General features: G+C 60.9%; 18 protein-coding genes and 6 tRNA genes. 8 read left to right on the top strand and 16 right to left on the bottom strand.

The features are described 5' to 3' along the window. Nucleotides 1-107: 107 nt before the first annotated feature. The 3 genes from DJFAAGMI_RS00320 (at nt 108) to DJFAAGMI_RS00310 (ending at nt 3136) form a co-directional block, all read left to right on the top strand. Entirely contained in the window at nt 108-1082 is a 975-nt protein-coding gene (locus tag DJFAAGMI_RS00320; protein WP_211455511.1) for a Bug family tripartite tricarboxylate transporter substrate binding protein, read from the top strand. Nucleotides 1083-1157: 75 nt separating this feature from the next. Then, the gene (locus DJFAAGMI_RS00315) at nt 1158-2150 is read left to right on the top strand and encodes a Bug family tripartite tricarboxylate transporter substrate binding protein (protein WP_211455510.1); all 993 of its coding nucleotides are present in this window, start codon (nt 1158-1160) and stop codon (nt 2148-2150) included. Nucleotides 2151-2275: 125 nt separating this feature from the next. Then, nucleotides 2276-3136 (top strand): isocitrate lyase/PEP mutase family protein, encoded by an 861-nt coding sequence (locus tag DJFAAGMI_RS00310; protein WP_087086043.1) that lies wholly within the window; start codon nt 2276-2278, stop codon nt 3134-3136. 90 nt (nt 3137-3226) lie between these two features. Here DJFAAGMI_RS00310 and DJFAAGMI_RS00305 read toward each other — a convergent pair whose 3' ends face one another. The 3 genes from DJFAAGMI_RS00305 to DJFAAGMI_RS00295 all read right to left on the bottom strand — a co-directional run bounded on the left by DJFAAGMI_RS00305 (nt 3227) and on the right by DJFAAGMI_RS00295 (nt 4655). Continuing rightward, entirely contained in the window at nt 3227-3604 is a 378-nt protein-coding gene (locus DJFAAGMI_RS00305; RefSeq protein WP_211455509.1) for a hypothetical protein, read from the bottom strand. Nucleotides 3605-3693: 89 nt separating this feature from the next. Then, a complete protein-coding gene (locus DJFAAGMI_RS00300) occupies nt 3694-3912 on the bottom strand; it encodes a DUF4287 domain-containing protein (protein ID WP_211455508.1) in 219 nt (72 codons plus the stop codon). 176 nt (nt 3913-4088) lie between these two features. Continuing rightward, nucleotides 4089-4655 carry a TetR/AcrR family transcriptional regulator gene (locus DJFAAGMI_RS00295; protein WP_211456669.1) on the bottom strand — a complete coding sequence of 189 codons (567 nt, stop codon included), beginning with the start codon at nt 4653-4655 and terminating at the stop codon, nt 4089-4091. A gap of 150 nt (nt 4656-4805) precedes the next feature. Here DJFAAGMI_RS00295 and DJFAAGMI_RS00290 point away from each other — a divergent pair, with 150 nt between their 5' ends. Next, nucleotides 4806-6023 (top strand): MFS transporter, encoded by a 1218-nt coding sequence (locus DJFAAGMI_RS00290; protein ID WP_211455507.1) that lies wholly within the window; start codon nt 4806-4808, stop codon nt 6021-6023. 44 nt (nt 6024-6067) lie between these two features. Here the strand turns inward: DJFAAGMI_RS00290 and DJFAAGMI_RS00285 are convergent, their stop codons facing one another. Continuing rightward, nucleotides 6068-6991 (bottom strand): LysR family transcriptional regulator, encoded by a 924-nt coding sequence (locus DJFAAGMI_RS00285; protein ID WP_043005871.1) that lies wholly within the window; start codon nt 6989-6991, stop codon nt 6068-6070. Between the two features lie 128 nt (nt 6992-7119). Between DJFAAGMI_RS00285 and metE the strand changes: the two genes are divergently transcribed. Beyond that, complete coding sequence (metE, locus tag DJFAAGMI_RS00280) at nt 7120-9441, top strand: 5-methyltetrahydropteroyltriglutamate--homocysteine S-methyltransferase (RefSeq protein WP_211455506.1); 2322 nt, start codon at nt 7120-7122, stop codon at nt 9439-9441. Nucleotides 9442-9651: 210 nt separating this feature from the next. Here metE and DJFAAGMI_RS00275 read toward each other — a convergent pair. The 12 genes from DJFAAGMI_RS00275 to DJFAAGMI_RS00220 all read right to left on the bottom strand — a co-directional run bounded on the left by DJFAAGMI_RS00275 (nt 9652) and on the right by DJFAAGMI_RS00220 (nt 21346). Then, nucleotides 9652-9725: transfer RNA gene (locus DJFAAGMI_RS00275), tRNA-Cys, on the bottom strand. Nucleotides 9726-9740: 15 nt separating this feature from the next. After that, nucleotides 9741-9816: transfer RNA gene (locus DJFAAGMI_RS00270), tRNA-Gly, on the bottom strand. Nucleotides 9817-9873: 57 nt separating this feature from the next. Continuing rightward, nucleotides 9874-9949: transfer RNA gene (locus DJFAAGMI_RS00265), tRNA-Gly, on the bottom strand. Nucleotides 9950-10006: 57 nt separating this feature from the next. Then, nucleotides 10007-10082, bottom strand: a tRNA-Gly gene (locus DJFAAGMI_RS00260). A 57-nt stretch (nt 10083-10139) separates the two neighbouring features. After that, nucleotides 10140-10215: transfer RNA gene (locus DJFAAGMI_RS00255), tRNA-Gly, on the bottom strand. Between the two features lie 109 nt (nt 10216-10324). Continuing rightward, nucleotides 10325-12739 (bottom strand): endopeptidase La, encoded by a 2415-nt coding sequence (gene lon / locus DJFAAGMI_RS00250; RefSeq protein ID WP_211455505.1) that lies wholly within the window; start codon nt 12737-12739, stop codon nt 10325-10327. Between the two features lie 153 nt (nt 12740-12892). Then, on the bottom strand, nt 12893-14155 hold the full coding sequence (gene clpX, locus DJFAAGMI_RS00245) for an ATP-dependent Clp protease ATP-binding subunit ClpX (protein WP_003057503.1): 1263 nt from the start codon (nt 14153-14155) through the stop codon (nt 12893-12895). A 176-nt stretch (nt 14156-14331) separates the two neighbouring features. Next, nucleotides 14332-14940, bottom strand: coding sequence for an ATP-dependent Clp endopeptidase proteolytic subunit ClpP (clpP, locus tag DJFAAGMI_RS00240; RefSeq protein WP_003057504.1), 609 nt, complete (start codon nt 14938-14940; stop codon nt 14332-14334). A gap of 133 nt (nt 14941-15073) precedes the next feature. Then, complete coding sequence (tig, locus tag DJFAAGMI_RS00235) at nt 15074-16384, bottom strand: trigger factor (protein ID WP_167009870.1); 1311 nt, start codon at nt 16382-16384, stop codon at nt 15074-15076. A 345-nt stretch (nt 16385-16729) separates the two neighbouring features. Next, nucleotides 16730-16816: transfer RNA gene (locus tag DJFAAGMI_RS00230), tRNA-Leu, on the bottom strand. 85 nt (nt 16817-16901) lie between these two features. Then, nucleotides 16902-20111 (bottom strand): efflux RND transporter permease subunit, encoded by a 3210-nt coding sequence (locus DJFAAGMI_RS00225; protein ID WP_211455504.1) that lies wholly within the window; start codon nt 20109-20111, stop codon nt 16902-16904. Beyond that, on the bottom strand, nt 20108-21346 hold the full coding sequence (locus DJFAAGMI_RS00220; RefSeq protein WP_211455503.1) for an efflux RND transporter periplasmic adaptor subunit: 1239 nt from the start codon (nt 21344-21346) through the stop codon (nt 20108-20110). Before DJFAAGMI_RS00220 ends, DJFAAGMI_RS00225 begins: the two co-directional genes overlap by 4 nt. A 191-nt stretch (nt 21347-21537) precedes the next feature. Between DJFAAGMI_RS00220 and hpnC the strand changes: the two genes are divergently transcribed. The 3 genes from hpnC (at nt 21538) to hpnE (ending at nt 24746) form a co-directional block, all read left to right on the top strand. Beyond that, entirely contained in the window at nt 21538-22419 is an 882-nt protein-coding gene (hpnC, locus tag DJFAAGMI_RS00215) for a squalene synthase HpnC (RefSeq protein ID WP_211455502.1), read from the top strand. A gap of 133 nt (nt 22420-22552) precedes the next feature. After that, entirely contained in the window at nt 22553-23392 is an 840-nt protein-coding gene (gene hpnD, locus DJFAAGMI_RS00210; RefSeq protein WP_003057509.1) for a presqualene diphosphate synthase HpnD, read from the top strand. A 7-nt stretch (nt 23393-23399) separates the two neighbouring features. Continuing rightward, nucleotides 23400-24746 (top strand): hydroxysqualene dehydroxylase HpnE, encoded by a 1347-nt coding sequence (hpnE, locus tag DJFAAGMI_RS00205; protein WP_211455501.1) that lies wholly within the window; start codon nt 23400-23402, stop codon nt 24744-24746. Nucleotides 24747-24884: the final 138 nt, after the last annotated feature.

Raw genomic sequence — 24884 nt, 5'->3', positions numbered from 1 at the left:
CAATGATTTCAAACACTTGGAATACAAAGGGTTTTCCCTAGACCTGCCTGGCACAGTGCTTGCTGTAACAGCCCATACCAATAGGGATTTGGATCCAGGAGATATCCATGTTTTTGAACCGTCGCAATCTTGTTGTCCAGGCCTTGACTCTTTCCGTGCTGGGCGCAGCAGGCCTGGCACAGGCCGCCGATTGGCCCACGCGCCCGATTCGCCTCGTGGTGCCGTTTTCCGCAGGCGGCGCCAATGACTTGATGGCCCGTTCGGCGGCCGAAGGCGCTTCCAAGATCCTCGGCCAACCCGTGGTGATCGACAACCGCCCCGGCGCAGGTGGCACAGTGGGTGCCGATATCGTGGCCAAGGCCCAGCCCGATGGCTACACGCTGCTGGTCAGCGCGGCAGGCGTCATCTCCAACAGCATGATCAAGAAGACCATGCCTTTCAAGGATGATGCTCTGCAGCCCGTGGTGATGATCGGCCTGGCACCTTCGGTGATCGTGGTGCCCAAGAACGCGCCCTATAACAATCTGCGCGACTTCGTCGAAGCTTCGAAGAAGGGCGCGGGCTTCAACTTTGCCACCGCCGGCACGGGCAGCACGCCGCACTTCGTGGCCGAGATGCTGAATGTGAAATACGGTGCCAAGCTGCAGCCCGTACCCTACAAGAGCGGTTCGGAGAGCACCACGGCCGTGCTGGGCGGCCAGGTTGAAGGCACTTCCGAAGCCAGCATCATCGCGCTGCCGCACATCATTCACGAGGGCAAGTTCAAGCCTCTGGCCACGACCTGGACCCAGCGCATCTCGGCCTACCCTCAGCTCTCCACCGCCGTCGAGCAAGGCTTTGCCGATCTGCAGATCGCGCACTGGGCCGGCATTCATGCCCCCAAGGGCACGCCACCCGCCATTCTGGACAAGCTGGCAGCTGCCGTGGACAAGGCCATGAAGGAGCCTGCCACCGTCGAGAAGCTCAAGGGACTGGGCATCGAGCCGGTCGGCGGCACACGTGCGGAATTCGTGAAGTTTTCCGATGCCGAGCGCAAGCGCCTGGGCGAGATCGTCAAGGCAGCTCAAATGCAGGAAAAGTGAGATTCACAAAAAACATAGCATCTAGCGTATGCCCCATATGCGCTGAAGCCTGAAAATAGTACTGAAAGCTGATCCATGATTTCCCGTAGAAACGCCTTGCTGCGTGCCACTGCCTGCGCTGCCGCCCTGCTGGGCAGCTCCTCTGCCGCGCTGGCCCAGGGCTCTGAAGCCTGGCCTACCCGCACCGTCAAGCTCATCGTGCCCTATGCGGCAGGCGGCTATGCCGACACCCGCGCACGCCTGATTGCCGACTCGCTGGGCAAGGTGCTGGGCCAGCCTGTGATCATCGACAACCGCGGCGGTGCCGGTGGCGTGACGGGCACGGATGCCATCGCCAAGGCCAACGACGGCCACACCTTCGGCTTCGGCTCGCCCGGCCCCCTGGTCACCAACCCCATGCTGATGAAGAAGATGCCTTATGACGCCAAGACGGCGTTCAAGCCCATCATCCTCATCGAGCAGGCTCCCCTGTTTCTGACCACCGCTCCCAACCAGCCCTTCAAGAGCGTCCAGCAACTGCTGGCCCATGCCAAGGCCAAGCCTGGCGATCTGACCTATGGCTCCTCGGGCGTGGGCGGGGCCCATCATCTGTCGGGCGAGTTGCTGGCCTACCAGACCCAGACCCAGCTGACCCATGTGCCCTACAAAGGCGGCTCGCTGGCAGCCACCGACCTCATGGGCGGCCATCTGGCCATGATGTTCGAGATGGGTTACTCGGCCCTGCCTTCCATCAAGGCCAAAAAGATCAATGCCCTGGCTGTCTCCAGCAAGACCCGTCTGGCCGTGCTGCCCGAAGTGCCCACGCTGGACGAAGCCGGGGTCAAGGGCTTTGAGTCGTACAACTGGCTGGGCATGATTGCGCCGGCCGGCACGCCCGATGCCGTGGTGGCCAAGCTCAACCAGGCCGTCAACGAAGCGCTCAAGAACGACAAGTCTCTGCGCCAGATGATCGAAAGCAGCGGCGGCCAGATCATGGGCGGCACGCCTCAGGCCTATGGCAAATATCTTGAAGCCGAGCGCGCCAAGTGGGGACCGGTGATCAAGAACGCGAATATTTCGCTGGACTAATCCTCTGGAGAGCTGCGGAGCAGCTCTGCCTGGCAGCGCCCGCCAGAAGTGCATGCAGCCATCAAGCCTGATATCTGAATACGCCCATCAGATAAGCCTCAAAGCCCTTTTCAACAAGAAATCTCATGAACCCGAAACAACAACTCAAGGCCCTGGCCGATGCCCGCCGCGGCGTCATTGTTCCCGGAGCCTTCAACGCCATGTCGGCGCGGCTGATCGCCGATCTGGGCTTTGAAGCCATCTATGTGACCGGTGCCGGCGTGACCAATATGTGGTTCGGCATGCCCGACCAGGGTTTTATGGGCCTCAGCGATATCGCCGACCATACGGCCCGCATCCGCGACGCCGTGGAAGTGCCGCTGCTGGTCGATGCCGACACCGGCTTTGGCAACGCCGTCAATACCTACCATGCCGTGCGCACGCTGGAGCGTGCCGGTGCCGACTGCATTCAGCTCGAAGACCAGGTCAGCCCCAAACGCTGCGGCCACTTCAATGGCAAGGCCGTGATCGAAACCAGCGAAATGCTGGGCAAGATCAAGGCCGCCGTCGATGCGCGCCGCGATAGCGGCACCCTCATCATGGCCCGCACCGACGCTGCAGCCGTCCATGGTTTTGAGGCCGCCATCGAGCGCGCCCAGCAGTTTCAGGAAGCCGGCGCCGACATCCTGTTTGTCGAAGCCGTCACCCAGGCCGAAGAAGTTCGCGCCCTGCCGCTGCGTCTGCAAGCCCCGCAGCTCATGAATATGGTCATCGGCGGCAAGACCCCCATCTTCAACGCCGACGAACTGGGCGAGCTGGGCTATGGCTTTGTGCTCTACGCCAATGCAGCACTGCAAGGGGCCGTGGCCGGCATGCAAAAGTGCCTGACTCTGCTGCGCGACGATCACAAGGTTGATGAGGACCCTGCCATCGTCGCTCCCTTCCTTGAACGCCAGCGGCTGGTGAACAAGGACTTCTGGGATGGGCTGGAGCAGAAGTACCAGTAACTCCAAGGCATGCCCCAAGGAGCAGACAGCGTGCAACGCCTGGGCATCAAGCGTTGCACGCTGTTTTTTTCATCCGCATGAAGGCTGAGCCTATGGAGCAGGTCTTGGCCCGGACTTCAGCTCACGGCGATAGGCACGCAGCATCTGCCGTGGGTAGCGGCTGCCATCCGCGAACAGGCTTTCTTCATACCTCTGGCGGAGATGCCGCATATCCAGATCCGATTTGGCAATCCGGCCCCGACCCGCCTTGAAGTGTGCGACCGCAGCTTTGTGCCAGGCGCAGAAGATCGCCCAGACCATCAGCTGATGCGCCTCGCTCCACGCTTTTGCATGGGCTTCTGCCATCTCCCAGCGTTCGGACAGCTGGGGAAACAGACCTCCGTCGCCGGCCATGAGGCGTCCGTCAGAAATCCCTATTTGCGATGGCCAGAGCCGCAACGCTTCACGGAGCACTTTCTTGAATTTCATGGGATCGCTGGAGGTGTGGGGCTCGCGAAAGATAGGCAGTACCAGGCCGCACATCACTTCTGACGCTCGCGACTCGGCAAGATGCACTCTCACTGGCCGCCAAATTGCGCCCGATGGTATGCGACCAGCGCGTTCGCATGCCCATGGCCGATGCCATGCTCGAGCTTGAGATACGCGACCTGCTCCATATGTTTCTTGTCGTGCAGGCCTTCGAGAATCTTGATCCAGTGCGTGACCGGCTGGCCGTAGGTTTTCTCGATGGACGGAAAGTAGGAGGCCGGGCCTTTGATCTTCGGTTCACTTGTCATGTGCAGCTCCAAGGGTTGGGTGAAGAGTCATATGCAAAGCATCACCGAAGCCAGGCCACTTTTCCATCAGGATTGCGCCGCATGCAACAGGTGCAGCAACGCCGCCACTGCGTCCTCCTGAACCCGTCTGCGGCGGTCAGCCTGCAGACATTGAAGATACCCGCTTGGGCACCAGCTCAGCCCGCCTTCCAGCCCTGCAGCATCAAATCCAGCGCCTGCAAGGCCTCGTTCAGGCGCTCGGGCGGAGCGCCCTCCTCGGCAATCCAGAAAGCCGCTTCGATCAGGCAGCCGTTGAGCAACCTTGCCAGCGCCGCTGCACTGGCATTCACGATGATGCCCTCGTCGATGAGCTGCTGCAAAAAGCCCGCGATAAAAGCAATGCATTGCTGATGCTGCTGCCCCTGATCGGTACCGGTGAGCACAGAGCGCGCATCCTGCAGCACGATGCGACGAATCTCAGCCTCCTGTGCCATGGCCAGATAGGCGCGGCAATAGGCCAGAAAGCCTTCCCATGGATCGGCATGGCCTCGCAGCACAAGCTCCAGCCGCTGGTCCATTTCTTCATCCATCTGCGCCACCACGGCAGCCAGCAGACCAGGCTTGCCACCAAAGTGGTGATAGAGCGCGCCGCGCGTCAAACCGGCCTGCGCGGTCAACTCGTCCATGGCTGCCTGGGCATAGCCATGCTCGGCGAAAGCGCTGCGCGCCGCGCTGATCAGCTTGGCCCGCGTAGCTTCGATCATGCTGGCACGACTCTGGCGGACTTGGGTCACTGCGAACTCCCGGCAATATTCACATACAAAGCGTATGCCAATCATACGCGCTACATCCCAAGCTCCTAGAATGTCACTCGCATACACAATGTATGCAAATGAATCTATGCAAGGGTTTCCATGTTGAATGCTTACCGCAAGCTGTTCACGGCGCCGGGCAGCACGGGCTTTGTGCTGGCCGGGCTGCTGGCGCGACTGCCGCTGTCCATGACGGGGATTGGCCTGATCACCATGCTGTCGCAGCAGCGCGGCGCCTATACGCTGGCAGGCATGGTGTCGGCCTGTTTCGCGCTCTCGATTGCCGTTCTGGCACCGCGCATTTCGGCGTTGGTTGACCGTTACGGCCAGTTCAGGGTGCTGCCGTTTGCGGCCGCCAGCAGTGCGCTGTCCATGCTGGCGCTGCTTGCCTGTGCCCACTGGGAGGGACCGGACTGGCTGCTGCTGGTACTGGCCGCTGCTGTCGGCAGCCTGCCCAGCATGCCGGCGATGGTTCGCGCCCGCTGGACGGCAATCTACAGCGGCACTCCTCAGTTGCAGACAGCGTTTGCACTGGAGGGCGTGCTCGATGATCTGGCCTTTATCGTCGGCCCGCCGCTGTCGGTGGGCCTCAGCATGCTGCTGTTCCCCGAGGCCGGCCCGTTGGCTGCGGCGCTGTTCCTCATCATCGGCGTGGGCCTGTTTGTGGTGCAGCGCCGCACCGAACCACCTGTCAGCCCACATACCGAATCGGAAAAAGACAGGTCCTCGTCGATGCTGCGCCAGCCAGTGGTACGCACGCTGGCACTGTTCATGCTGGCGCAAGGCATCATCGTGGGCGTGATCGATGTGGCCAGCGTGGCCTTTGCCACGGCACAGGGCCAGCCTGGCATGGCCAGTGTGGTGCTGTCCTTCTATGCGCTGGGCTCTTGCGCCATGGGCTTGCTGTTTGGCACGCTACGCCTGCAGATGCCGCTCAGCCGCCAGATCGTCTGGGTCGGGGCATCGGTCGCCATCTCCGCCCTGCCCCTGCTGCTGGCCAGCAATCTGACCGCACTGACGCTGGCCGTGCTGCTGGCAGGCATTACCTTTGGCCCGACGATTACCGTGGCCATGAGCCTGGTGGAGCAGCAGGTACACGCCAACCGCCTGACCGAGGGCATGACCTGGCTGCTGACTGGCCTCGCCAGCGGCGTGGCCCTGGGTGCAGCCGCTGCCGGCTGGCTGATCGACCACTGGGGCGCACAGCAATCGTTTGTGCTGACACTGCTGGCGGGCGGCGCCATGTGGCTGTGGGGCGTGCAGGCCGGACGGCAAGCCGATCGGGCATCGGCACCGGGCATGACGGCTATCAACCTGTGAATCAGCCACTATCGCTTATCCAGCAATCGATTGCAGCTATCTTTTCAAGAGTCTTTCTGAGAAGGTGCCGCAGCAGGCAGAGCCAGGCCAGGTGCTCGTGCCAGCGCAATAAAGGCCTGTAGATAGTCCGTATGCAACTCTGCCTCGCGCGCACCGAGGTAGATTTGCTTGGCGATCCCCTTGCTGCCCAGCTTCACGGGTACGACAGCCATCTTTTCGGCATATTCCAGAGCCAGCCAGCGCGGCAGGGCCGCGACACCCCGGCCGCTGGCGACCATCTGCATCATGATGTCGGTGGTCTCTATGGTTTTATGGCGCCTGGGGGCAATGCCTTTGGGCAGCAAAAACTGGGTATAGATATCAAGCCGGTCTACGGCCACGGGATAGGTAATCAGCACCTCGCGAGACAGATCACCGGGCTTGACATGGCCGGCCTGGGCCAGGGCGTGATCCGCAGCCACCACCAGCACCTGCTCATAGTCAAAGACGGGCTCAAAGTGCAGACCCGGCTTGAACAGCGGATCGGGCGTGACCAGCATGTCGATCTCATAGCCGAACAGCGCACCGATGCCACCAAACTGGAACTTCTGCTTCACGTCCACATCCACATCGGGCCAGGCGGCCAGATAGGGGGAGACGATTTTCAGCAGCCACTGGTAGCAAGGATGGCATTCCATGCCGATGCGCAAGCTGCCGCGCTCCCCCTGGGCAAATTGCTGCAAACGGGACTCGGCCAGATCCAGCTGAGGCAGCACGCGATTAGCCACCGCCAGCAGGTATTGACCCGCCTGCGTCAAGCGCAGGCTGCGCCCTTCACGCAGCCAGACATCGGTGCCAAGCTGGGCTTCCAGCTTTCTCATGCTGTGGCTCAGGGCGGACTGCGTGACGCACAACACATCGGCTGCCGCAGTCAAAGAGCCTTGTTTTTCAACCTCTTGCACGATGGCGAGATGGATACGCTCAATCATCTGTGAACACAATTCATGGATACATGAGAAACAACCATTTTACTTCATGCATCGATTCAAAGAACATCCAGTCCGCTGACCCGAGCCACTCTGGCCATGGGCCAAAGATCAAAAGACTGGATTTCTGCATGACGACTATTCACAACCTGGGCTTTCCTCGCATCGGCGCAAAGCGCGAACTGAAGTTCGCGCTGGAGTCCTATTGGAGAGGCGAGACCTCGCGCGATGCACTCAAGGCGCTGGGCGCCGAGCTGCGCCAACGCCACTGGGCTGCGCAGCAAGAGCTGGACTGGGTGCCCGTGGGCGACTTCGCTTTCTACGACCAGGTACTGGACATGAGCTTTACGCTGGGCAATCTGCCCGAACGGGTGCAAGGCTTCGAAGGCGATGCGCTGGACAACTACTTTCGCGTGGCCCGCGGCCGTTCGGCAATCACGACCAAGTCCCGTAGTACCGGCCACACCCACTGCTGCGCTGGCGTCGCTGCGGGCGAGATGACCAAGTGGTTTGACACCAACTACCACTACATCGTGCCCGAGTTCAGCTCGGTCACCGAATTCAAGCTCGATGCATCGCGCCTGCTGGAACAGCTGGCCGAAGCCAGGGCACAAGGCATACAGGCCAAACCGGTTCTCATCGGCCCCGTCACCTATCTGGTGCTGGGCAAGGCCAAGGACGGTGTCGGCAAGCTGGAGCTGCTGCAACGCCTGCTGCCAGTCTATGCCCAGTTGCTGGATGTGCTGGCGGCCCAGGGCGTGGAATGGGTGCAGATGGATGAACCCATCCTGGTCACCGAACTCGATGCCGACTGGCAACATGCATTCAACACTGCCTACCACCACCTCAAGAGCTGCAGGGTCAAGCTGCTGCTGGCGACCTATTTCGGCCAGTTGGCCGAGAACAAGTATCTGGCAGCAAACCTGCCAGTGGCTGGCCTGCACATCGATGCCGTCAATGGCCAGGATGATGTGCAGCAACTGCTGGGTCTGCTGCCCGCACACAAGGTGTTGTCCCTGGGGGTGATCAACGGCCGCAATATCTGGAAAACTGATCTGAATGCCGTGCTCGACTGGGTGGAGCCGCTGGCCGAGCGCCTGGGCGAACGCCTCTGGATTGCGCCATCCTGCTCCTTGTTGCATGTACCCGTGGATCTGAACAGCGAACAAAGGCTGGATGCGGACATCAAGTCATGGCTGGCTTACGCACAGCAAAAACTGGATGAGCTGCGTGTGCTGGGCAAGGCTTTGCGCCACGGCCGAGATTGCGTCGAGGCCGAACTGGCAGACAACGCTGCCGCTCTGGCCGCACGCCGCACATCGCCCCGCGTCCACAACCCTGCCGTGCAAGCTGCGGTCAAGCAGATCAGCGCCGGGCTGGGACAGCGCCGCAGCAGCTACGAAGCACGCACCCCCAAGCAAGCCGGTCTGCTCAAGCTACCGGCCTTCCCGACCACCACCATCGGCTCTTTCCCCCAGACGACAGAGATCCGCCAGGCACGCAGCGAATTCAAGGCCGGTCGCCTGGATTTCGCCCGCTACCAAAGCACCATGCGCGCCGAGATCGAACGCTGCGTGCAAGAGCAGGAGGCTCTGGGGCTGGACGTGCTCGTGCATGGCGAGGCCGAGCGCAACGACATGGTCGAATATTTCGGCGAACAGCTCGACGGCTATGCCTTCAGCCAGTTCGGCTGGGTCCAGTCCTATGGCTCACGCTGCGTCAAGCCGCCCATTCTGTTCGGCGATATCAGCCGTCCCAAGGCGATGACGACAGAATGGATCCAGTACGCCCAGTCCTTGACCCGCAAACCCATGAAAGGAATGCTGACAGGCCCGGTCACCATACTGAACTGGTCATTCGTGCGGGATGACCAGCCCCGCTCCAAATCCTGCTACCAGCTGGCTCTGGCGATTCGCGCAGAAGTGCTTGACTTGGAAAGAGCCGGCGTTCGCGTGATCCAGATCGACGAAGCCGCATTGCGCGAGGGCCTGCCATTGCGCAAATCACAATGGCAGGAATATCTGCACTGGGCCGTGGAAGCGTTCCGCATCAGCGCCAATGGCGTTGCCGATGAAACCCAGATTCACACCCATATGTGCTATTCGGAATTCAACGACATCATGGCGTCGATTGCGGCCATGGATGCCGACGTGATCACCATAGAGACTTCGCGCTCGGACATGGAGTTGCTGGAGGCCTTCGAACACTTCGACTACCCCAATGAGATCGGCCCGGGGGTCTACGACATCCACTCTCCCAATATCCCCACCAAGGCTGACATCGTGCTGCTCATGCAGAAAGCAGCAGAGCGCATTCCCGCCGAACGCCTCTGGGTCAATCCAGACTGCGGTCTCAAGACACGTCAGTGGGCCGAAGTGATTCCGGCGCTACAGCATATGGTGGAAGCCGCCAAGACATTACGCCAAAGCGTGAAGCTGGCCGAGCCCGCCTGAACGCAGGCATCGCTCCCGTCTCCTCCGACTCGCCCAGGGCATTGCCCTGGGCTTTTTCATAACAAAAAGACATGGCCTGCAGCAGGCCTGAGTTGCATAGGGCGATGCAAATGCGGCGCCCGGCTTCAGGATTTGCAGCGTATTGAGATACTAGGCGGACAAAGCAAAAAGCCCTGCAGACTTTCATCTGCAGGGCTTATGCCACAAGTTTGGAGGCGCGAACCAGAGTCGAACTGGTCTAACCGGATTTGCAATCCGGGGCATAACCGCTTTGCTATCGCGCCGCTATCACAAAAACCTGGAGCGGGAAAACGGGTTCGAACCGTCGACCTATACCTTGGCAAGGTATCGCTCTACCAACTGAGCTATTCCCGCATTCAAAAAGCTTTCGCTTTCCGATGCGAACCTGTATTGCTACAGGTTCTGAAAACCTGGAGCGGGAAAACGGGTTCGAACCGTCGACCTATACCTTGGCAAGGTATCGCTCTACCAACTGAGCTATTCCCGCATTCAGAAAGCTTTCGCTTTCTGATGCGAACCTGTATTGCTACAGGTTCTGAAGACCTGGAGCGGGAAAACGGGTTCGAACCGTCGACCTATACCTTGGCAAGGTATCGCTCTACCAACTGAGCTATTCCCGCACTCAAAAAGCTTTCGCTTTTTGATGCGAACCTGTATTGCTACAGGCTCTGAAAACCTGGAGCGGGAAAACGGGTTCGAACCGTCGACCTATACCTTGGCAAGGTATCGCTCTACCAACTGAGCTATTCCCGCATATCTACCGAAGCCCAACATTGTACAACGTTGTTTGCTGCGATGGATGAATTGTAGCGCAGTTCTGAGCACTCCCAGAAAAAACGCCACAATTTTCACAAAACAAGCATCAATGCTTGATGGCTGCCTCGACCGGCTTGGCATCGGTGGCCGCCACAGCGGCTACTGCATCCTCAGACAAAGGATCGGGCACGCGCTCCAGGGCCACCTTGAGAACCTGATCGATCCACTTCACAGGAACGATCTCCAGGCCGCTCTTCACGTTATCGGGAATGTCCTGCAAATCCTTGACGTTCTCTTCGGGAATCAGCACGGTCTTGATGCCACCACGCAGAGCCGCCAGCAGCTTTTCCTTGAGCCCACCAATCGCCGTGACTTCGCCACGCAAAGTGATTTCACCGGTCATGGCCACGTCAGCACGCACGGGAATGCCCGTGAGCGCCGAGACAAACGCCGTCGTCATCGCGGCACCGGCGCTGGGACCGTCCTTGGGCGTGGCGCCATCGGGCACGTGCACATGGATGTCCTTTTTCTCAAAGGCTTCATCCTTGATGCCGAGCAGACGAGCGCGGCTGCGCACCACGGTACGAGCAGCTTCCACCGACTCCTTCATCACGTCGCCCAGAGAACCGGTACGGGTGATGACGCCCTTGCCAGGCATGGTTGCGGCTTCGATGGTCAGCAGATCGCCACCGACTTCGGTCCAGGCCAGGCCCACAACCTGCCCCACCTGATTGGCATGCTCTGCGCGACCGTAGCTGAACTTACGCACGCCCAGATAGTCGTTGAGGTTGTCGGCATTCACCTCCACCTTGGGCTGGAGCTTGCCGAGCTGCAAGCCCTTGACCACCTTACGGCAGATCTTGGACAGCTCGCGCTCCAGCGAACGCACACCTGCTTCGCGGGTGTAGTAGCGCACGATGTCGCGGATAGCGGCTTCGGTCACCTCCAGCTCGCCCTCCTTCACACCATTGTTGGTGAGTTGCTTGGGCAGCAGGTAGCGGATAGCAATATTGGTCTTTTCGTCTTCGGTGTAGCCCGACAGACGAATCACCTCCATGCGATCCAGCAAGGCCGAAGGAATGTTCATGGAGTTGGAGGTCGCCACGAACATTACGTCGGACAGGTCGAAGTCGACCTCCACATAGTGGTCGCCGAACTTGTTGTTCTGCTCGGGGTCCAGCACCTCCAGCAGTGCGCTCGATGGATCGCCACGGAAATCCATGCCCAGCTTGTCGATCTCGTCAAGCAGGAACAGAGGATTGCGCGTGCCGACCTTCTCCAGGCTCTGCAGCACCTTGCCGGGCATGGCACCGATATAGGTACGGCGGTGACCGCGAATCTCGGCCTCGTCACGCATGCCGCCCAGCGCCATGCGCACGTACTTGCGGCCCGTGGCCTTGGCAATGGACTGACCGAGCGAGGTCTTGCCCACGCCGGGAGGTCCGACCAGGCACAGAATGGGGGCCTTGACCTTGTCCACACGTTGCTGCACGGCAAGATATTCGAGGATGCGGTCCTTGACCTTTTCCAGGCCAAAGTGATCTTCGTTCAGCACTTCCTCGGCATTCGCCAGGTTGTGTTTGATCTTGGTCTTCTTGCTCCAGGGCAAGCCGGTCAGCACTTCGATGTAGTTGCGCACCACCGAAGCTTCCGCCGACATGGGCGACATCAGCTTGAGTTTCTTGAGCTCGGCCTCGGCCTTCTTGCGGGCCTCGGCAGGCATCTTGGCGAGCTTGATCTTTTTCTCGATCTCCTCGATGTCAGCCCCATCCTCGCCCTCACCCAACTCCTTCTGAATGGCCTTGACCTGCTCATTCAGATAGAAGTCGCGCTGATTCTTCTCCATCTGACGCTTGACGCGACCACGGATGCGCTTGTCGACATTAAGGATGTCCACCTCGCGCTCGAGCTGCTCGAACAGGTTTTCCAGACGCTCCTTGATGTCCACCAGATCCAGCACTGCCTGCTTGCTCTCCAGCTTGAGAGGCAGGTGCGCCGCGATGGTGTCCGTCAGGCGGCCGGCATCGTCAATGCTGGCGATCGAGGTCAGGATCTCCTGGGGGATCTTCTTGTTGAGCTTGACATACTGGTCAAACTGCTGGGTCACCGCACGGCGCAGCGCTTCGATCTCGCTCTGCTCATGGGCATTGTCATCAGCCTCCACGGGCGTCACAGACGCCGTGAAATGAGACTCTTCGTCGGTGATCTGCTTGACCAGGGCGCGCTGCTGGCCCTCGACCAGCACCTTCACGGTGCCGTCGGGCAGCTTGAGCATCTGCAAGATGGTGGACACGCAGCCCACATCAAACATGTCTTCCGCTGCAGGCTCGTCCTTGGAGGCCGTCTTCTGCGCCACCAGCATGATGCGGCGATCGCCTTCCATGGCCAGCTCCAGAGCCTTGATGCTCTTGGCACGCCCCACAAACAGCGGAATCACCATATGCGGAAACACCACCACGTCCCGCAAGGGCAGCAGCGGCAGATCCAACTCGGTGGAAGGCAAAGGGGTTTGTCCAGACATAGGTATCCTCGGTTTATCAGCGGAAGATGGTCCGCTTACCGGTGTATTTCAACCCCTGCGTGCAAATTGTTTTTGCCACCGCAGGGGCATTGCCTTTCCGTCTCATGCAGCAAGGCGCCCCATCGCAGAAGCGCCTCGCACGCAAGCACAGTATCAGGCCTTTTTGGCCGCCTCGCGGTAAACCAGCAGCGGCTCCTTGCCGTCTTCAATGGTGGCCTCTTCCACCACCACCTTTTCCACGTTCTCAGCCGTTGGCAACTCGAACATGGTGCTGATCAGTGCTTGCTCGACGATGGAGCGCAGGCCACGGGCGCCGGTCTTGCGGGCCAGAGCCTTGCGGGCAATCGCCTTCAGTGCCGCCGGGCGGATTTCCAGCTCCACACCTTCCATGGCCAGCAGCTTGCTGTATTGCTTGACCAGCGCGTTCTTGGGCTCGGTCAAGATCTGCACCAGTGCCTCTTCGCTGAGCTCGGCCAGCGCCGTCACCACTGGCATGCGACCGACCAGCTCGGGGATGATGCCGAACTTGATCAGATCTTCGGGCTCAATCTCAAGGAACATTTCCGAGATGGAGCGCTGCTTCTTGCTCTTGACGGTAGCGCCAAAGCCTATGCCTGAAGCCTCGGTACGGTTCTCGATGACCTTCTCCAGCCCCGCAAACGCGCCGCTGCAGATGAACAGGATGTTCGTGGTGTCGATCTGCAGGAAATCCTGATTGGGATGCTTGCGTCCACCCTGGGGCGGAATGCTGGCCATCGTGCCTTCGATCAGCTTGAGCAGCGCCTGCTGCACGCCCTCGCCCGAGACATCGCGCGTGATGCTGGGGTTGTCCGACTTGCGGGAGATCTTGTCGATTTCGTCGATGTAGACAATGCCGCGCTGCGCGCGCTCGACGTCGTACTCGCAGCTTTGCAACAGCTTCTGAATGATGTTCTCGACATCCTCGCCCACATAGCCAGCCTCGGTCAACGTTGTGGCATCGGCCATCACGAAGGGGACATTCAGCTGACGCGCCAGCGTTTGAGCCAGCAAGGTCTTGCCCGAACCCGTGGGGCCGATCAGCAAGATATTGCTCTTGCTGAGCTCCACATCGTCCTTGCCGGCCTTGTCCTTGTGGTTCAGTCGCTTGTAGTGGTTGTAGACCGCCACGGCCAGCGTGCGCTTGGCCTGTTCCTGGCCGATCACATAGTTGTCGAGATTGGCCTTGATTTCGGCAGGCGTAGGCAGATCGCCGCGGCCTTCCTTGGCATCGGCGGCAGGCTGTTCGTCGCGAATGATCTCATTGCACAAGTCGATGCACTCGTCGCAGATGAACACGGACGGGCCGGCGATCAGCTTTTTGACCTCGTGCTGGCTTTTGCCGCAGAAGGTGCAATACAAATTCTTTTCGGTGGAAGAGCCTTTTTTATCGGCCATGGGGGCTGTGCCTCGTTACGAAAAAACGAAAATTAATGATAACCAAAGACAAGGCGGCGTAGCCCTTCAGGGACAAACGCCGCCGAGCAAGTCCCGGGAGCCAGTCAGCAACTCCCAGGATCTTCATTGCTGGCATCCGCAAGCCCAATCAGACAGGGGCTTGGGTGCTATGCATTTCAGGAACGCTTGCTAATTACCTGGTCAACCAGACCGTAGTCCTTAGCCTCATCGGCGGAAAGGAAATAGTCGCGCTCGGTGTCGTTCTGGATCTTTTCCAGGGGCTGGCCGGTACGCTCGGCGAGGATCTTGTTCAGGCGTTCGCGGGTCTTGAGGATTTCGCGGGCATGAATTTCGATCTCGGTCGCCTGACCACGTGCACCGCCCAGAGGCTGGTGAATCATGACCTGGGCATTGGGCAGTGCGTAGCGCTTGCCCTTGGCACCTGCCGACAGCAGGAAAGCTCCCATGCTCGCGGCCATGCCGGTGCACAGTGTCGAGACATCGGGCTTGATGAAGTTCATGGTGTCGAAAATCGCCATGCCCGCCGTCACGCTGCCGCCGGGGGAGTTGATGTAGAAGGAAATATCCTTGTCGGGATTTTCACTTTCCAGGAACAACAGCTGAGCCACCACCAGATTGGCGGTCTGGTCGTTGACCTCGCCCACTAGGAAAATCACGCGCTCCTTGAGCAGACGCGAATAAATGTCGTAGGAGCGCTCACCGCGACCCGACTGTTCAATGACCATGGGCACCATGCCCAAACCCAATGTATCCAATGCGCTCATGTTTTCTCCAGTGCTATGCGCCTACTGTAGCCGCATTCTGAAAAGAAAATGGGGCTTGCGCGCAAAAGCACAAGCCCCGCAATTCAAGTTATCGGAACTTGCCTAGGGCAAGCACCGATAAAAGGTTCAGCCCTTAGGCCTGACCCATCAGCTCGTCGAAGGAAACGGCCTTGTCGGTGACCTTGGCCTTGCCCAGAACGAAGTCGGTGACGTTGTTTTCGATCACAACGGCTTCCACTTCGGCCAGACGGTTGCGGTCGCCGAAGTACCAGCGAACCACGTCTTCGGGCTTCTCGTAGCTGGAAGCCAGCTCTTCGACATGAGCCTTGATCTGCTCGGCAGTAGCTTGCAGGTTGTTGCTCTTGACCAGCTCGGCCACCACCAGGCCCAGACGCACGCGACGCTCGGCCTGGGGCAGGAAGATGTCTTCGGGGATTTCAGCCTTGGCAGCATCCTTGATGCCGCGCTGTTCCAGCTCGGCGCGCGCGCCTTCCAGCAGACGGCCGACTTCGGCTTGCACGGAAGCCTTGGGCAGATCCAGTTCGGACACGGACACCAGAGCGTCCATCACGGCTTGCTTGTTGCGACCTTGAACGCGGAACTTCACTTCGCGCTCCAGGTTCTTCTTGATGTCGTCGCGCAGGGCTTCGACGGAGCCGCCTTCCACGCCCAGGGTCTTGACGAACTCTTCGTTCACTTCAGGCAGGTTGGGAGCTTCCACCTTCTTGACGGTCACCAGGAAGTCGGCAGTCTTGCCGGCCACGTCGGCACCGTGGTAGTCAGCGGGGAAAGCCAGAGGGAAAGTCTTGGACTCGCCGGCCTTCATGCCACGGGTTGCGTCCTCGAATTCCTTGAGCATCTGGCCTTCGCCGACCAGGAACTGGAAGTCTTCAGCCTTGCCACCGGAGAAAGTCTCGCCGTCGATCTTGCCTTCGAAATCCACGGTCACGCGGTCGCCGTCCACAGCGGCTTCACCGGCAGCGCGCTCGGTGAAGGTGCGACGCTGCTTGCGCAGAATGTCCACGGTCTTATCGATGGCCGCGTCGTCCACGCTGGTGGTCAGCTTTTCCACTTCGGCAGTAGTCAGATCGCCGATCTTGACTTCGGGCATGACTTCGAACACGGCTTCGAATTGCGCTTCGCCTTCGGCAGCGCCTTCCTTTTCGGTGATCTTGGGCTGACCGGCAACGCGCAGATCGGCTTCGTTCACGGCAGCGGCAAAAGCCTCGCCCACCTTGTCGTTCAGCACTTCGTATTGCACGGAGTAGCCATAACGCTGAGCCACAACGCTCATGGGCACCTTGCCGGGACGGAAGCCGTCCATCTTCACCGTGCGCGCCACCTTCTTCAGGCGGGCATCCACTTCGGACTGGATTGCCGACAGGGGCACGCTCAGCGTGATCTTGCGCTCGAGCTTTTCAAGAGTTTCAACGTTAACGGCCATGATTTTTCCTAAGAGGGATGAGGACCGTGCAGATTGACTAACAACCCGCACCGTGTTGCGCAAAGTCACAGTGCGCGCACGCCCGGGGATCCCCTGGGACATGCGGCACCACAAATTTCCAGAGCCTGCCCCGGTCATTGGCACCCGCGTCTGGCGCCGGGCATTTGTTCAAATCAGGAACAGGCGAAGCCGACCATTATAACGAGGCGCCGCGCAGGCTCCGCCATCGCCTTACAGGGGTTTGCCTTAAAAGCTGACACCGCAGCTGCACAGCAGGGGGCGGGAAAAGAAAAAGCCCGTAACGGCTTGGGGTTACGGGCTTGGGCAGCAGAGAGTGCCTGTATCTGGTGCGCGGAGCCGGACTCGAACCGGCACGGTGTTGCCACCGTCAGGACCTAAACCTGGTGCGTCTACCAATTTCGCCACCCGCGCGGTCAGCAATGCGCAAATCTACGCCTACTGAGGTCAAGACGCAGATTCTAGCCGCAAAATCGGCAGTCTTTCGCACAATCCAAGCTCAGGCCGTGTCCTTTCTGATGCGGAATGCAGCCGCATACATGGCGGGCAAGGCCAGCAGGGTCAGCACGGTCGCCACGATCAGACCGCCCATGATGGCCACCGCCATAGGCCCCCAGAACACACTGCGCGACAGCGGGATCATGGCCAGCACGGCTGCTGCCGCCGTCAACACGATGGGACGCAGCCTATGCACGGCCGCCTCCACAATCGCATCCCAAGCCGGTACGCCACGGGCACGCCCGCTCTCGATCTGGTCGATCAGAATCACCGAATTGCGCTGAATCATGCCCATCAAGGCCACGACACCCAGCAGTGCCACAAAGCCGAAGGGGCGATTCAGCAGCAACAAGGCTGCCGCCACACCGGGTATGCCCAAGGGGCCGGTGATAAACACCAGCAGTGAACGGCTGACGCTGCGCAGTTGCAGCATGAGCAATGTGAAGGTCAGAAACAGCAGCACCGGGATACCCGCAACGATGGCGCCGGAGCCCTTGGAGCTTTCTTCCACGGCACCGGCCACCTCGATGCGATAGCCGGTGTCACCAGCAGCATGCCAGCCGGCTTCCATCTTGCGCAGTTGCGGCAACAGCTCGTTGGTCAGCGTGGCGCCCTGCAGGCCCTCACGTACATCGCCTTGAACGGTAATCGCGAAGTTGCGCTTTTCGCGCCACATCACGCCCGGCTCCCAGACCATGACGGGCTTGGCAATCTGCGTGAGCGGGATCGACTGGCCGTTTGCCGTGGTGACATAGACAGTCGCGATATCAGTAATGGCATCCCGATCCTGCTTGGGCGGGCGCATCACGATATCGATCAGCTTGTCGCCTTCACGGAACTGCCCCACGGTGGTGCCGCTGAAATTCATGCCCGTGGCTTCGGCGATCGACTGGCTGGTCACACCCAGGGCACGGGCCTTGTCCTGGTCAACCTGCAGGCGTATGACCTTGACGGACTCGTTCCAGTTGTCGTTCACGCCACGCATGTCGGCATTGGCCTGCATGAGCGCCTTGACTTCATCGGCGTAGGTGCGCAGCTTGGCCGGGTCCGAGCCCATCACACGGAACTGCACCGGATACTGCACGGGCGGCCCATTGGGCAGCAGCTTGGAACGCGCCCGCACCTCGGGGAATTCCTCGGCCATCAGCGCCGGCAGCTGCTTGCGGATTTCCTCGCGCGCCTTCAGATCCTTGGTCACCAGAATGAACTGGGAAACGTTGTTCTGCGGAAAAACCTGGTCCAGCGGCAGGTAGAAGCGCGGCGCTCCGGAACCTATCCACTCGCTGACGGACTCCACGCCGTCGAGCTGCAAGAAGCGCTTTTCCACACGCAGCGTCACTTCCTTGTTGGCCTGCAGGGAAGTGCCCTCGGGAAACCATATATCGACCAGCACTTCGGGACGGCTGGAATCGGGGAAGAACTGCTGCTGCACCTTGCCCATGCCGGCCAGGCCCAGCACGAACACCAGCACCGTGGCAGCTATCGTCAGCCAGCGGTGCTGCACGCACCAGTTCACCGTGCGGCGGAAGCGGTTGTAGAACGGCGTGTCGAACAGCTCATGCTCGCCCGCATCGGTGTTGATTCCGGCCTCTTCGGCCGACACCTCTCCGGACGCAACCTCGGGCGGCAGCTTGGCCGCATGCGGCGGTTTCTTGAGCAGCAGCAGACCCAGATAGGGCACGAAGTACACGGAGGCGAACCAGCTGAGTACCAGGGCAATCACCGTCACCGCGAAGATGGCGAAGGTGTATTCACCCGTCATGGATTTGGCCATACCAATGGGCAGAAAGCCGGCAGCCGTGATCAGTGTGCCGGTCAGCATGGGCTTGGAGGTGATCTCATAGGCAAAGGTGGCGGCACGGTACTTGTCGTAGCCTTCCTCCATCTTGCGCACCATCATCTCCACGGCAATGATGGCGTCGTCCACCAGCAGGCCCAGTGCAATGATGAGCGAGCCCAGCGACACCTTGTGCAGACCAATATTCCAGTACCACATGGCCAGGAAGGTCGCGGCGAGCACCAGCGGAATGGTGATGCCCACCACCAGTCCGGGACGCGGGTCGATATACCAGCGCTTCCACAGCGGATGCTGCCCCGGGCGCTTGTGCAGGCCCAGACTCAAAAAACTCACGGCCAGCACCACGACCACAGCTTCGACCAGCACCTGGAGAAACTCGCTGACCGAATCCGCCACCGCCTTGGGCTGGTTCTGCATATTGCTCAACGTCACCCCCACGGGCAGGCTTTTTGCGATGCGCTCCGTGGCCTGCGTCAACGCCTTGCCCAGGGCAATGATGTCGCCCCCCTTGACCATGGACACTCCCAGGGCCACCGTAGGCTCTCCCTGAAAACGCACCATGACATTGGCCGGATCGGCATAGCCACGGCGCACTTCGGCGATATCGCCCAACCTGAACTGCGTCCCACCCTGACCGATGATGGGCATGGCACGCAATTGCTCCAGGTCGTTGAACTGGCCCTGCACACGCAACACAATGGTTTCGGCAGGCGTCTGCAAGGTACCGGCCGATGCAACGGCATTTTGCTGGTTGAGCTGGTCAAGTACCTGCTTGAGGTTCAGCCCCATCTGCGTGGCTTTGTGCGACAGTTCCACATAGACCTTTTCGTCCTGCACACCGAACTGCTCGACCTTGGCCACATCGGGCACCTGCAGCAGTTGCTGGCGCACATCGTCAGCCAGGGTCTTGAGTTCGGCGTAGCTGAAGCCCTTGGCCTGCAACGCATAGATCACACCATAGACATCGCCAAAGTCGTCATTGAAGAACGGCCCCTGCACGCCCTGCGGCAGGGTGTAGCGCATGTCCCCCACTTTCTTGCGCACCGTATACCAGAGCTGCGGCACTTCCTTGGGGGGAGAGTAGTCCTTGACCTGGAAGATGACTTGCGACTCGCCAGGCTTGGAATAGCTGCTGATCTTGTCGGCATAAGGCACTTCCTGCAGCGTGCGCTCGATCTTGTCCGTCACCTGCTGGGCCACCTGCTCGGCCGTCGCGCCAGGCCAGTAGGTACGAATGACCATGGCCCGAAAGGTGAACGGCGGGTCCTCATCCTGCCCCAGCTGGAAAAAGGCCGCAAAGCCCAGCAGCATCAGTACGACGATGAAGTAGCGCGTCAGCGCCACATGATCGAGCGCCCAACGGGAAAGATTGAAATGCGCACCACCGGTCTTTTTGTGTCCAGTGCCGCTCATTTGCCCGCCTCCGCAGCGACTGCAGGCTGAGACGCTCCAGATTCAGGAGCATTCTGCGCTTTATCTACCTGCGTTTGGGGCTGATTTGATACAGAGTTTTGTGGCGGCTTGGCGTATTTGTCGCGATATACCGTCACCTTCTGGCCCGGGGTCAGTACATGGGCGCCTGTGGCCACCACCTGCATGCCGGGTTGCAGACCCGAGGCAATCACCGCCTCATTACCGTCGGCGCTGGCAATCTGCACCGGCTGCAGCTTGACCGAGCTGCTGGCCGCGTCATAGAGCCAGACAGCCGTACCCTGACCGTTACCACCCTCCTGACGCAAGGCCGTGGTTGGCAACTTGATGACCTGGCTGCCTACGGCTTCGCGGCTCACGCCCATGCCCTCGGGCATGACATGCACGGTGGCTCCCAATGCGGGCAGGTCCGTTCCCTGCAGAGCGGCCTTGACCACATAGGTGCGTGTGGCCGGATCGGCGCTGGCCGCCACCTCACGCACCAGGGCGCTGATCACGCGCGACTCATCCGACCAGGGCCTGACCTTGACGCCCTGCCCCTGCTTGATGGCGCTACGCCGGTCTTCCGGCACGCTGAACACCGCGTCGCGCGCACCATCCTGGGCAATCCGCACCACGGGTGTTCCGGCCGCAACCACCTGACCGGGCTCGGCATCCACGCTGGTGACCACGCCATCGGCATCGGCCAGCAACTGGGTGTAGTTCTCCTGATTGGACTGACTGGAGAGCTGAGCCCGCGCCTGGTCGAGCGATGCCTGGGCCGCCTTCAGATTGGCCTCGTAGCGTTCCATCTCAGCGGCGCTGATGAAGTTCTGTGCACGCAGGGTACGAAAACGCTTGGCATTGGCATCGGCCAGATCACGCTGCGTGGTAGCCGAGGCCAACTGGGCGCGCGCGGCATCGGCACTGAGCTGATAGTCACGCGCATCCAGGCGCGCCAGCACCTGTCCGGCCTTCACATGCTGGCCCAGCTCCACCTCGCGCCTGGTGATCTTGCCCGCCACGCGAAAGCCGAGGCGAGACTCCACACGGGCCCGCACATCGCCCGAATATTCCTGGGCAGATTCGATCTGCCCCTCACCCACGGTCACCAGCTTGACGGCACGCACCGGCTCGGGCGCAGCCTCCTTCTTGGAACAGGCCGACAACATGACAGCAGCCGCCAATATGGACAGCGCAGCCAAGGGCACGGCAGGCCGGCGCGGCAAAGACAACATTGCAAAACGACGAGAAGACGAAACAGCCATGGTGTTCTGGGCTTGTAAAAATAGGAAAAGCGCAGCCGCCGGGCAGGCCGCTGCACCAAAGTCAGCGCTGATTGTGCACGCACGTGCGCTTTTGCGCCGTCTTTTTATGGGCTGGCGCAAGCCGGCAAGCCCGCCCGGTCCACAATACGGGCGTGAACCATATGCCCCCAGCAAGCCCCGTCGCCAATGCGCCGGCCAGCATCAACCATTACGAAAATTTTCCCGTCGCCTCCTGGCTGTGTCCGCCACGGCTGCGTGCGCCCATCGCCGCCATCTACCACTTTGCGCGCACCGCCGACGACCTGGCCGACGAGGGCCAGCACAGCGCCGAGCAGCGCCTGGCACAGTTGCAGCAATATGCCGCCGATCTGCAGCAGCTAGGCAGCGCTGGCGAAGCAGCGATGCTGATGCGAACCTCCTGGTCCCATATCTTTGGCCCGCTGGCAGTCCAGGTCCAGGCCCATGGCCTACCCAAGCCATTGCTGGCCGACCTGCTCAGCGCCTTCGAGCAGGATGTGCGCATGACGGCCGCCCAGGCCCGCTACACCGACATGGCCCAGTTGCTGGATTACTGCCGCCGCTCGGCCAACCCGGTCGGCCGCCTACTGCTGCATCTGTATGGCGTGGTCAACGCCAAGGCACTGATTCAGAGTGATGCCATCTGCACCGCGCTGCAGCTGATCAACTTCTGGCAGGACCTGAGCCAGGACTTGCCGCGCCAGCGCCATTACCTGCCGGATGCCGATCTGACCCGCCACGGCCTGGTGCGCAGCGCCATCAAGCCGGAAGCAACGGCATTGACGCCCGAGCTTCAATCTTTGCTGGGCGAGCTCAACCGCCAGGCCCGCAGCCTGATGAACCATGGTGCGCCCCTGGTACATCAACTGCCAGGTCGTACGGGCTGGGAGCTGCGTCTGGTCGTTCAAGGCGGCCTGCGCATGCTGGACAAACTGGACGCCATGCAGGGGCGCAACCTCTATCAGCGCATCAAGCTGGGCAAGCTCGATATGGCCGCCATGCTCTGGCAAGCCTTGCGCATGTAAGCGAAGCAGATAGCCCTGAACCCTTTCCGTATATGCGCAGTTCGCTATTGAATTTGAAGTCCAACCAAGTGGATGCCGCGCATTTCACTGTTGTGTCGGCCAACGACCCGCGTCATGGGACAATGCTCCCCCTATGAATCCGGATCAGTACGTCCAAGACAAAGCCGCCTCTTCGGGCAGCAGCTTCTATTACGCCTTTCTCTTCTTGCCCAAGGAGCGCCGCGCCGCCATCACGGCTTTCTATGCCTTCTGCCGCGAAGTGGATGACGTGGTCGACGAGGTCACGGACCCCGGCGTGGCAGCCACAAAGCTGGCCTGGTGGAAGACCGAGGTGCACAGGGCCTTCACCAGCCAGTCAGCCCATCCCGTGATGCAGGCACTGATGCCCCACGCCAAGACCTATGGCATCGAAGAGCGCCATCTGCAGGCCGTCATCGAAGGCTGCCAGATGGATCTGGATCAGACCCGCTACCTGGACTTCGCGGGTCTGCAACGCTACTGCCATCTGGTCGCCGGCGTGGTCGGCGAAGTCGCCGCCCGCATCTTCGGCCAGACCGACGAGCGCACCACCGAATACGCCCACACGCTGGGTCAGGCCCTGCAGCTGACCAATATCATCCGCGACGTGGGCGAAGACGCCATGCGCGGCCGTATCTACCTGCCCATCAGCGAGCTGCAGCAGTTCGACGTCAAGGCCCACGAGATCAACAAGCGCGAGTATTCGGATCGCTTCACGGCGCTGATGCGTTTTCAGGCCGAGCGTGCCCACAGCCTTTATGACAAGGCACTGGGTCTGCTGCCCGATGCCGATCGCCACGCGCAAAAGCCCGGTCTGATGATGGCCAGCATCTATCGCACCCTGCTGCGCGAAATCGAGTCCGAGAACTTCCAGGTGCTGCACCAGCGCATCAGCCTCACGCCGCTGCGCAAATTCTGGCTGGTCTGGAAGATGCAGGCACTGGGCCGCATGTAAGCGCGCCATGCAAGTGGCCATCATCGGTGGCGGCTGGGCCGGCATGGCAGCCGCAGTACAGCTCTCGCTAGGCGGCCATCAGCCCACGGTTTTCGAGGCCGGTCGCCAGCTCGGTGGCCGGGCCCGCAATCTGGAACTGCCGGGCGGCAGCTTCGCCGACAACGGCCAGCATATTCTGATCGGCGCCTATGCCGAATGCCTGCGACTCATGCGTGCCGTGGGCGCGGAGCCGGAACAAGCCCTGCTGCGCAGGCCACTGGCCATGCGCCATGCCGATGGCAGCGGCCTGAGCTTTCCCGAGCTGCCCGCGCCTCTCGACGCCCTGGTCGGAATTGCCAGCGCCAGCGGCTGGTCGCTACGCGAACGTGCCGCCCTGCTGGGCCGTGCCCTACGCTGGCGAATCCAGGGCTTTCGCTGCGCAGATACTGCAACCGTCTCCGATATCTGCAGCGGTCTGCCCCGACGCCTGCTCGATGAATTCATCGAGCCGCTGTGCGTGTCGGCCCTCAATCTTCCAGCCGCACAGGCCAGCGGCAGCATCTTCTTGCGCGTGCTGCATGACGCGCTGTTCGCGGGCACGGGCGGCTCCCATTTTCTGCTGCCGCGCTGCGGACTCGGCGATCTGTTTCCGAATCCGGCCGCGCAATGGCTGCAAGGCCGCGGGCATGCCGTGCATATGGCCAGCCGAATTCAGGAGCTGATCCCCCAAGGCCGGCAATGGCTGCTGCGCAGCTCCCAAGCGGCACTCGAGCCGGCACTGGAACAAGCGCGTTTTGATGCCGTGCTGCTCGCCTGCCCACCTCAGGAAGCAATCCGCCTTGCGCTGCTGGCCGCAGAAGACCAGCGCCTGCCCGCGCGCGACGCGGTGGCCTACCAGCATTGGGCAAAAGGCGCGCAAGCCCTGGAGCACACTGCCATTGCCACGGTCTATGCCCGCACCGGCCAGCGCCTCGCGCCTGCACATCCCTGGCTTGCATTGCGACCCGACGCCCAGGCTCCGGCACAATTTGTCTTTGACCGCGGACATCTGCAGCCCTCCGATGGCGTCCAGCAAGGTCTGATGGCGTTTGTCATCAGCGACTGCCGCACAGACCGCGAGACCCTGGAGCGGCTGGTGCTGGAACAAGCCCGGCAACAGCTGGGCTGGCAGGACATTCAAGCTGTGCTGACCGTGGTTGAAAAGCGCGCCACATTTGCCTGCAAGCCCAACGTGAAGCGCCCGGACATGGAGCTGGGCCATGGCCTCTGGGCTTGCGGTGACTATGTGAACGGCCCCTACCCGGCGACGCTGGAAGGTGCCGTGCGTTGCGGGATTACGGCAGCCGACGAGCTGGTCCGCAAGGACCAGGACTGAGCAGCTCTAGCGCAAACCCTATCAGCACAATCCTGATGCCCGGATCGCGCTGCCGCAGCCGGTTTGACAGCGATTTGACAGCCACAGTTGCAACCATGGCTTGAGAGGCAATCTCTCAGCCGCATAAAGCCAAAAGCA

The organism is Comamonas brasiliensis (assembly GCF_018292285.1).
GTDB lineage: Bacteria > Pseudomonadota > Gammaproteobacteria > Burkholderiales > Burkholderiaceae_C > Comamonas > Comamonas brasiliensis.
This window is presented reverse-complemented; position numbering and strand designations above follow the sequence as displayed.

What these genes read in the sequence shown, in the direction of transcription:
- DJFAAGMI_RS00320 (WP_211455511.1), top strand. Translation starts at nt 108, where the DNA reads ATGTTTTTGAACCGTCGCAATCTTGTTGTCCAGGCCTTGACTCTTTCC.
- DJFAAGMI_RS00315 (WP_211455510.1), top strand. Translation starts at nt 1,158, where the DNA reads ATGATTTCCCGTAGAAACGCCTTGCTGCGTGCCACTGCCTGCGCTGCC.
- DJFAAGMI_RS00310 (WP_087086043.1), top strand. Translation starts at nt 2,276, where the DNA reads ATGAACCCGAAACAACAACTCAAGGCCCTGGCCGATGCCCGCCGCGGC.
- DJFAAGMI_RS00305 (WP_211455509.1), bottom strand. Translation starts at nt 3,604, where the DNA reads ATGAAATTCAAGAAAGTGCTCCGTGAAGCGTTGCGGCTCTGGCCATCG.
- DJFAAGMI_RS00300 (WP_211455508.1), bottom strand. Translation starts at nt 3,912, where the DNA reads ATGACAAGTGAACCGAAGATCAAAGGCCCGGCCTCCTACTTTCCGTCC.
- DJFAAGMI_RS00295 (WP_211456669.1), bottom strand. Translation starts at nt 4,655, where the DNA reads ATGATCGAAGCTACGCGGGCCAAGCTGATCAGCGCGGCGCGCAGCGCT.
- DJFAAGMI_RS00290 (WP_211455507.1), top strand. Translation starts at nt 4,806, where the DNA reads ATGTTGAATGCTTACCGCAAGCTGTTCACGGCGCCGGGCAGCACGGGC.
- DJFAAGMI_RS00285 (WP_043005871.1), bottom strand. Translation starts at nt 6,991, where the DNA reads ATGATTGAGCGTATCCATCTCGCCATCGTGCAAGAGGTTGAAAAACAA.
- metE (WP_211455506.1), top strand. Translation starts at nt 7,120, where the DNA reads ATGACGACTATTCACAACCTGGGCTTTCCTCGCATCGGCGCAAAGCGC.
- lon (WP_211455505.1), bottom strand. Translation starts at nt 12,739, where the DNA reads ATGTCTGGACAAACCCCTTTGCCTTCCACCGAGTTGGATCTGCCGCTG.
- clpX (WP_003057503.1), bottom strand. Translation starts at nt 14,155, where the DNA reads ATGGCCGATAAAAAAGGCTCTTCCACCGAAAAGAATTTGTATTGCACC.
- clpP (WP_003057504.1), bottom strand. Translation starts at nt 14,940, where the DNA reads ATGAGCGCATTGGATACATTGGGTTTGGGCATGGTGCCCATGGTCATT.
- tig (WP_167009870.1), bottom strand. Translation starts at nt 16,384, where the DNA reads ATGGCCGTTAACGTTGAAACTCTTGAAAAGCTCGAGCGCAAGATCACG.
- DJFAAGMI_RS00225 (WP_211455504.1), bottom strand. Translation starts at nt 20,111, where the DNA reads ATGAGCGGCACTGGACACAAAAAGACCGGTGGTGCGCATTTCAATCTT.
- DJFAAGMI_RS00220 (WP_211455503.1), bottom strand. Translation starts at nt 21,346, where the DNA reads ATGTTGTCTTTGCCGCGCCGGCCTGCCGTGCCCTTGGCTGCGCTGTCC.
- hpnC (WP_211455502.1), top strand. Translation starts at nt 21,538, where the DNA reads ATGCCCCCAGCAAGCCCCGTCGCCAATGCGCCGGCCAGCATCAACCAT.
- hpnD (WP_003057509.1), top strand. Translation starts at nt 22,553, where the DNA reads ATGAATCCGGATCAGTACGTCCAAGACAAAGCCGCCTCTTCGGGCAGC.
- hpnE (WP_211455501.1), top strand. Translation starts at nt 23,400, where the DNA reads ATGCAAGTGGCCATCATCGGTGGCGGCTGGGCCGGCATGGCAGCCGCA.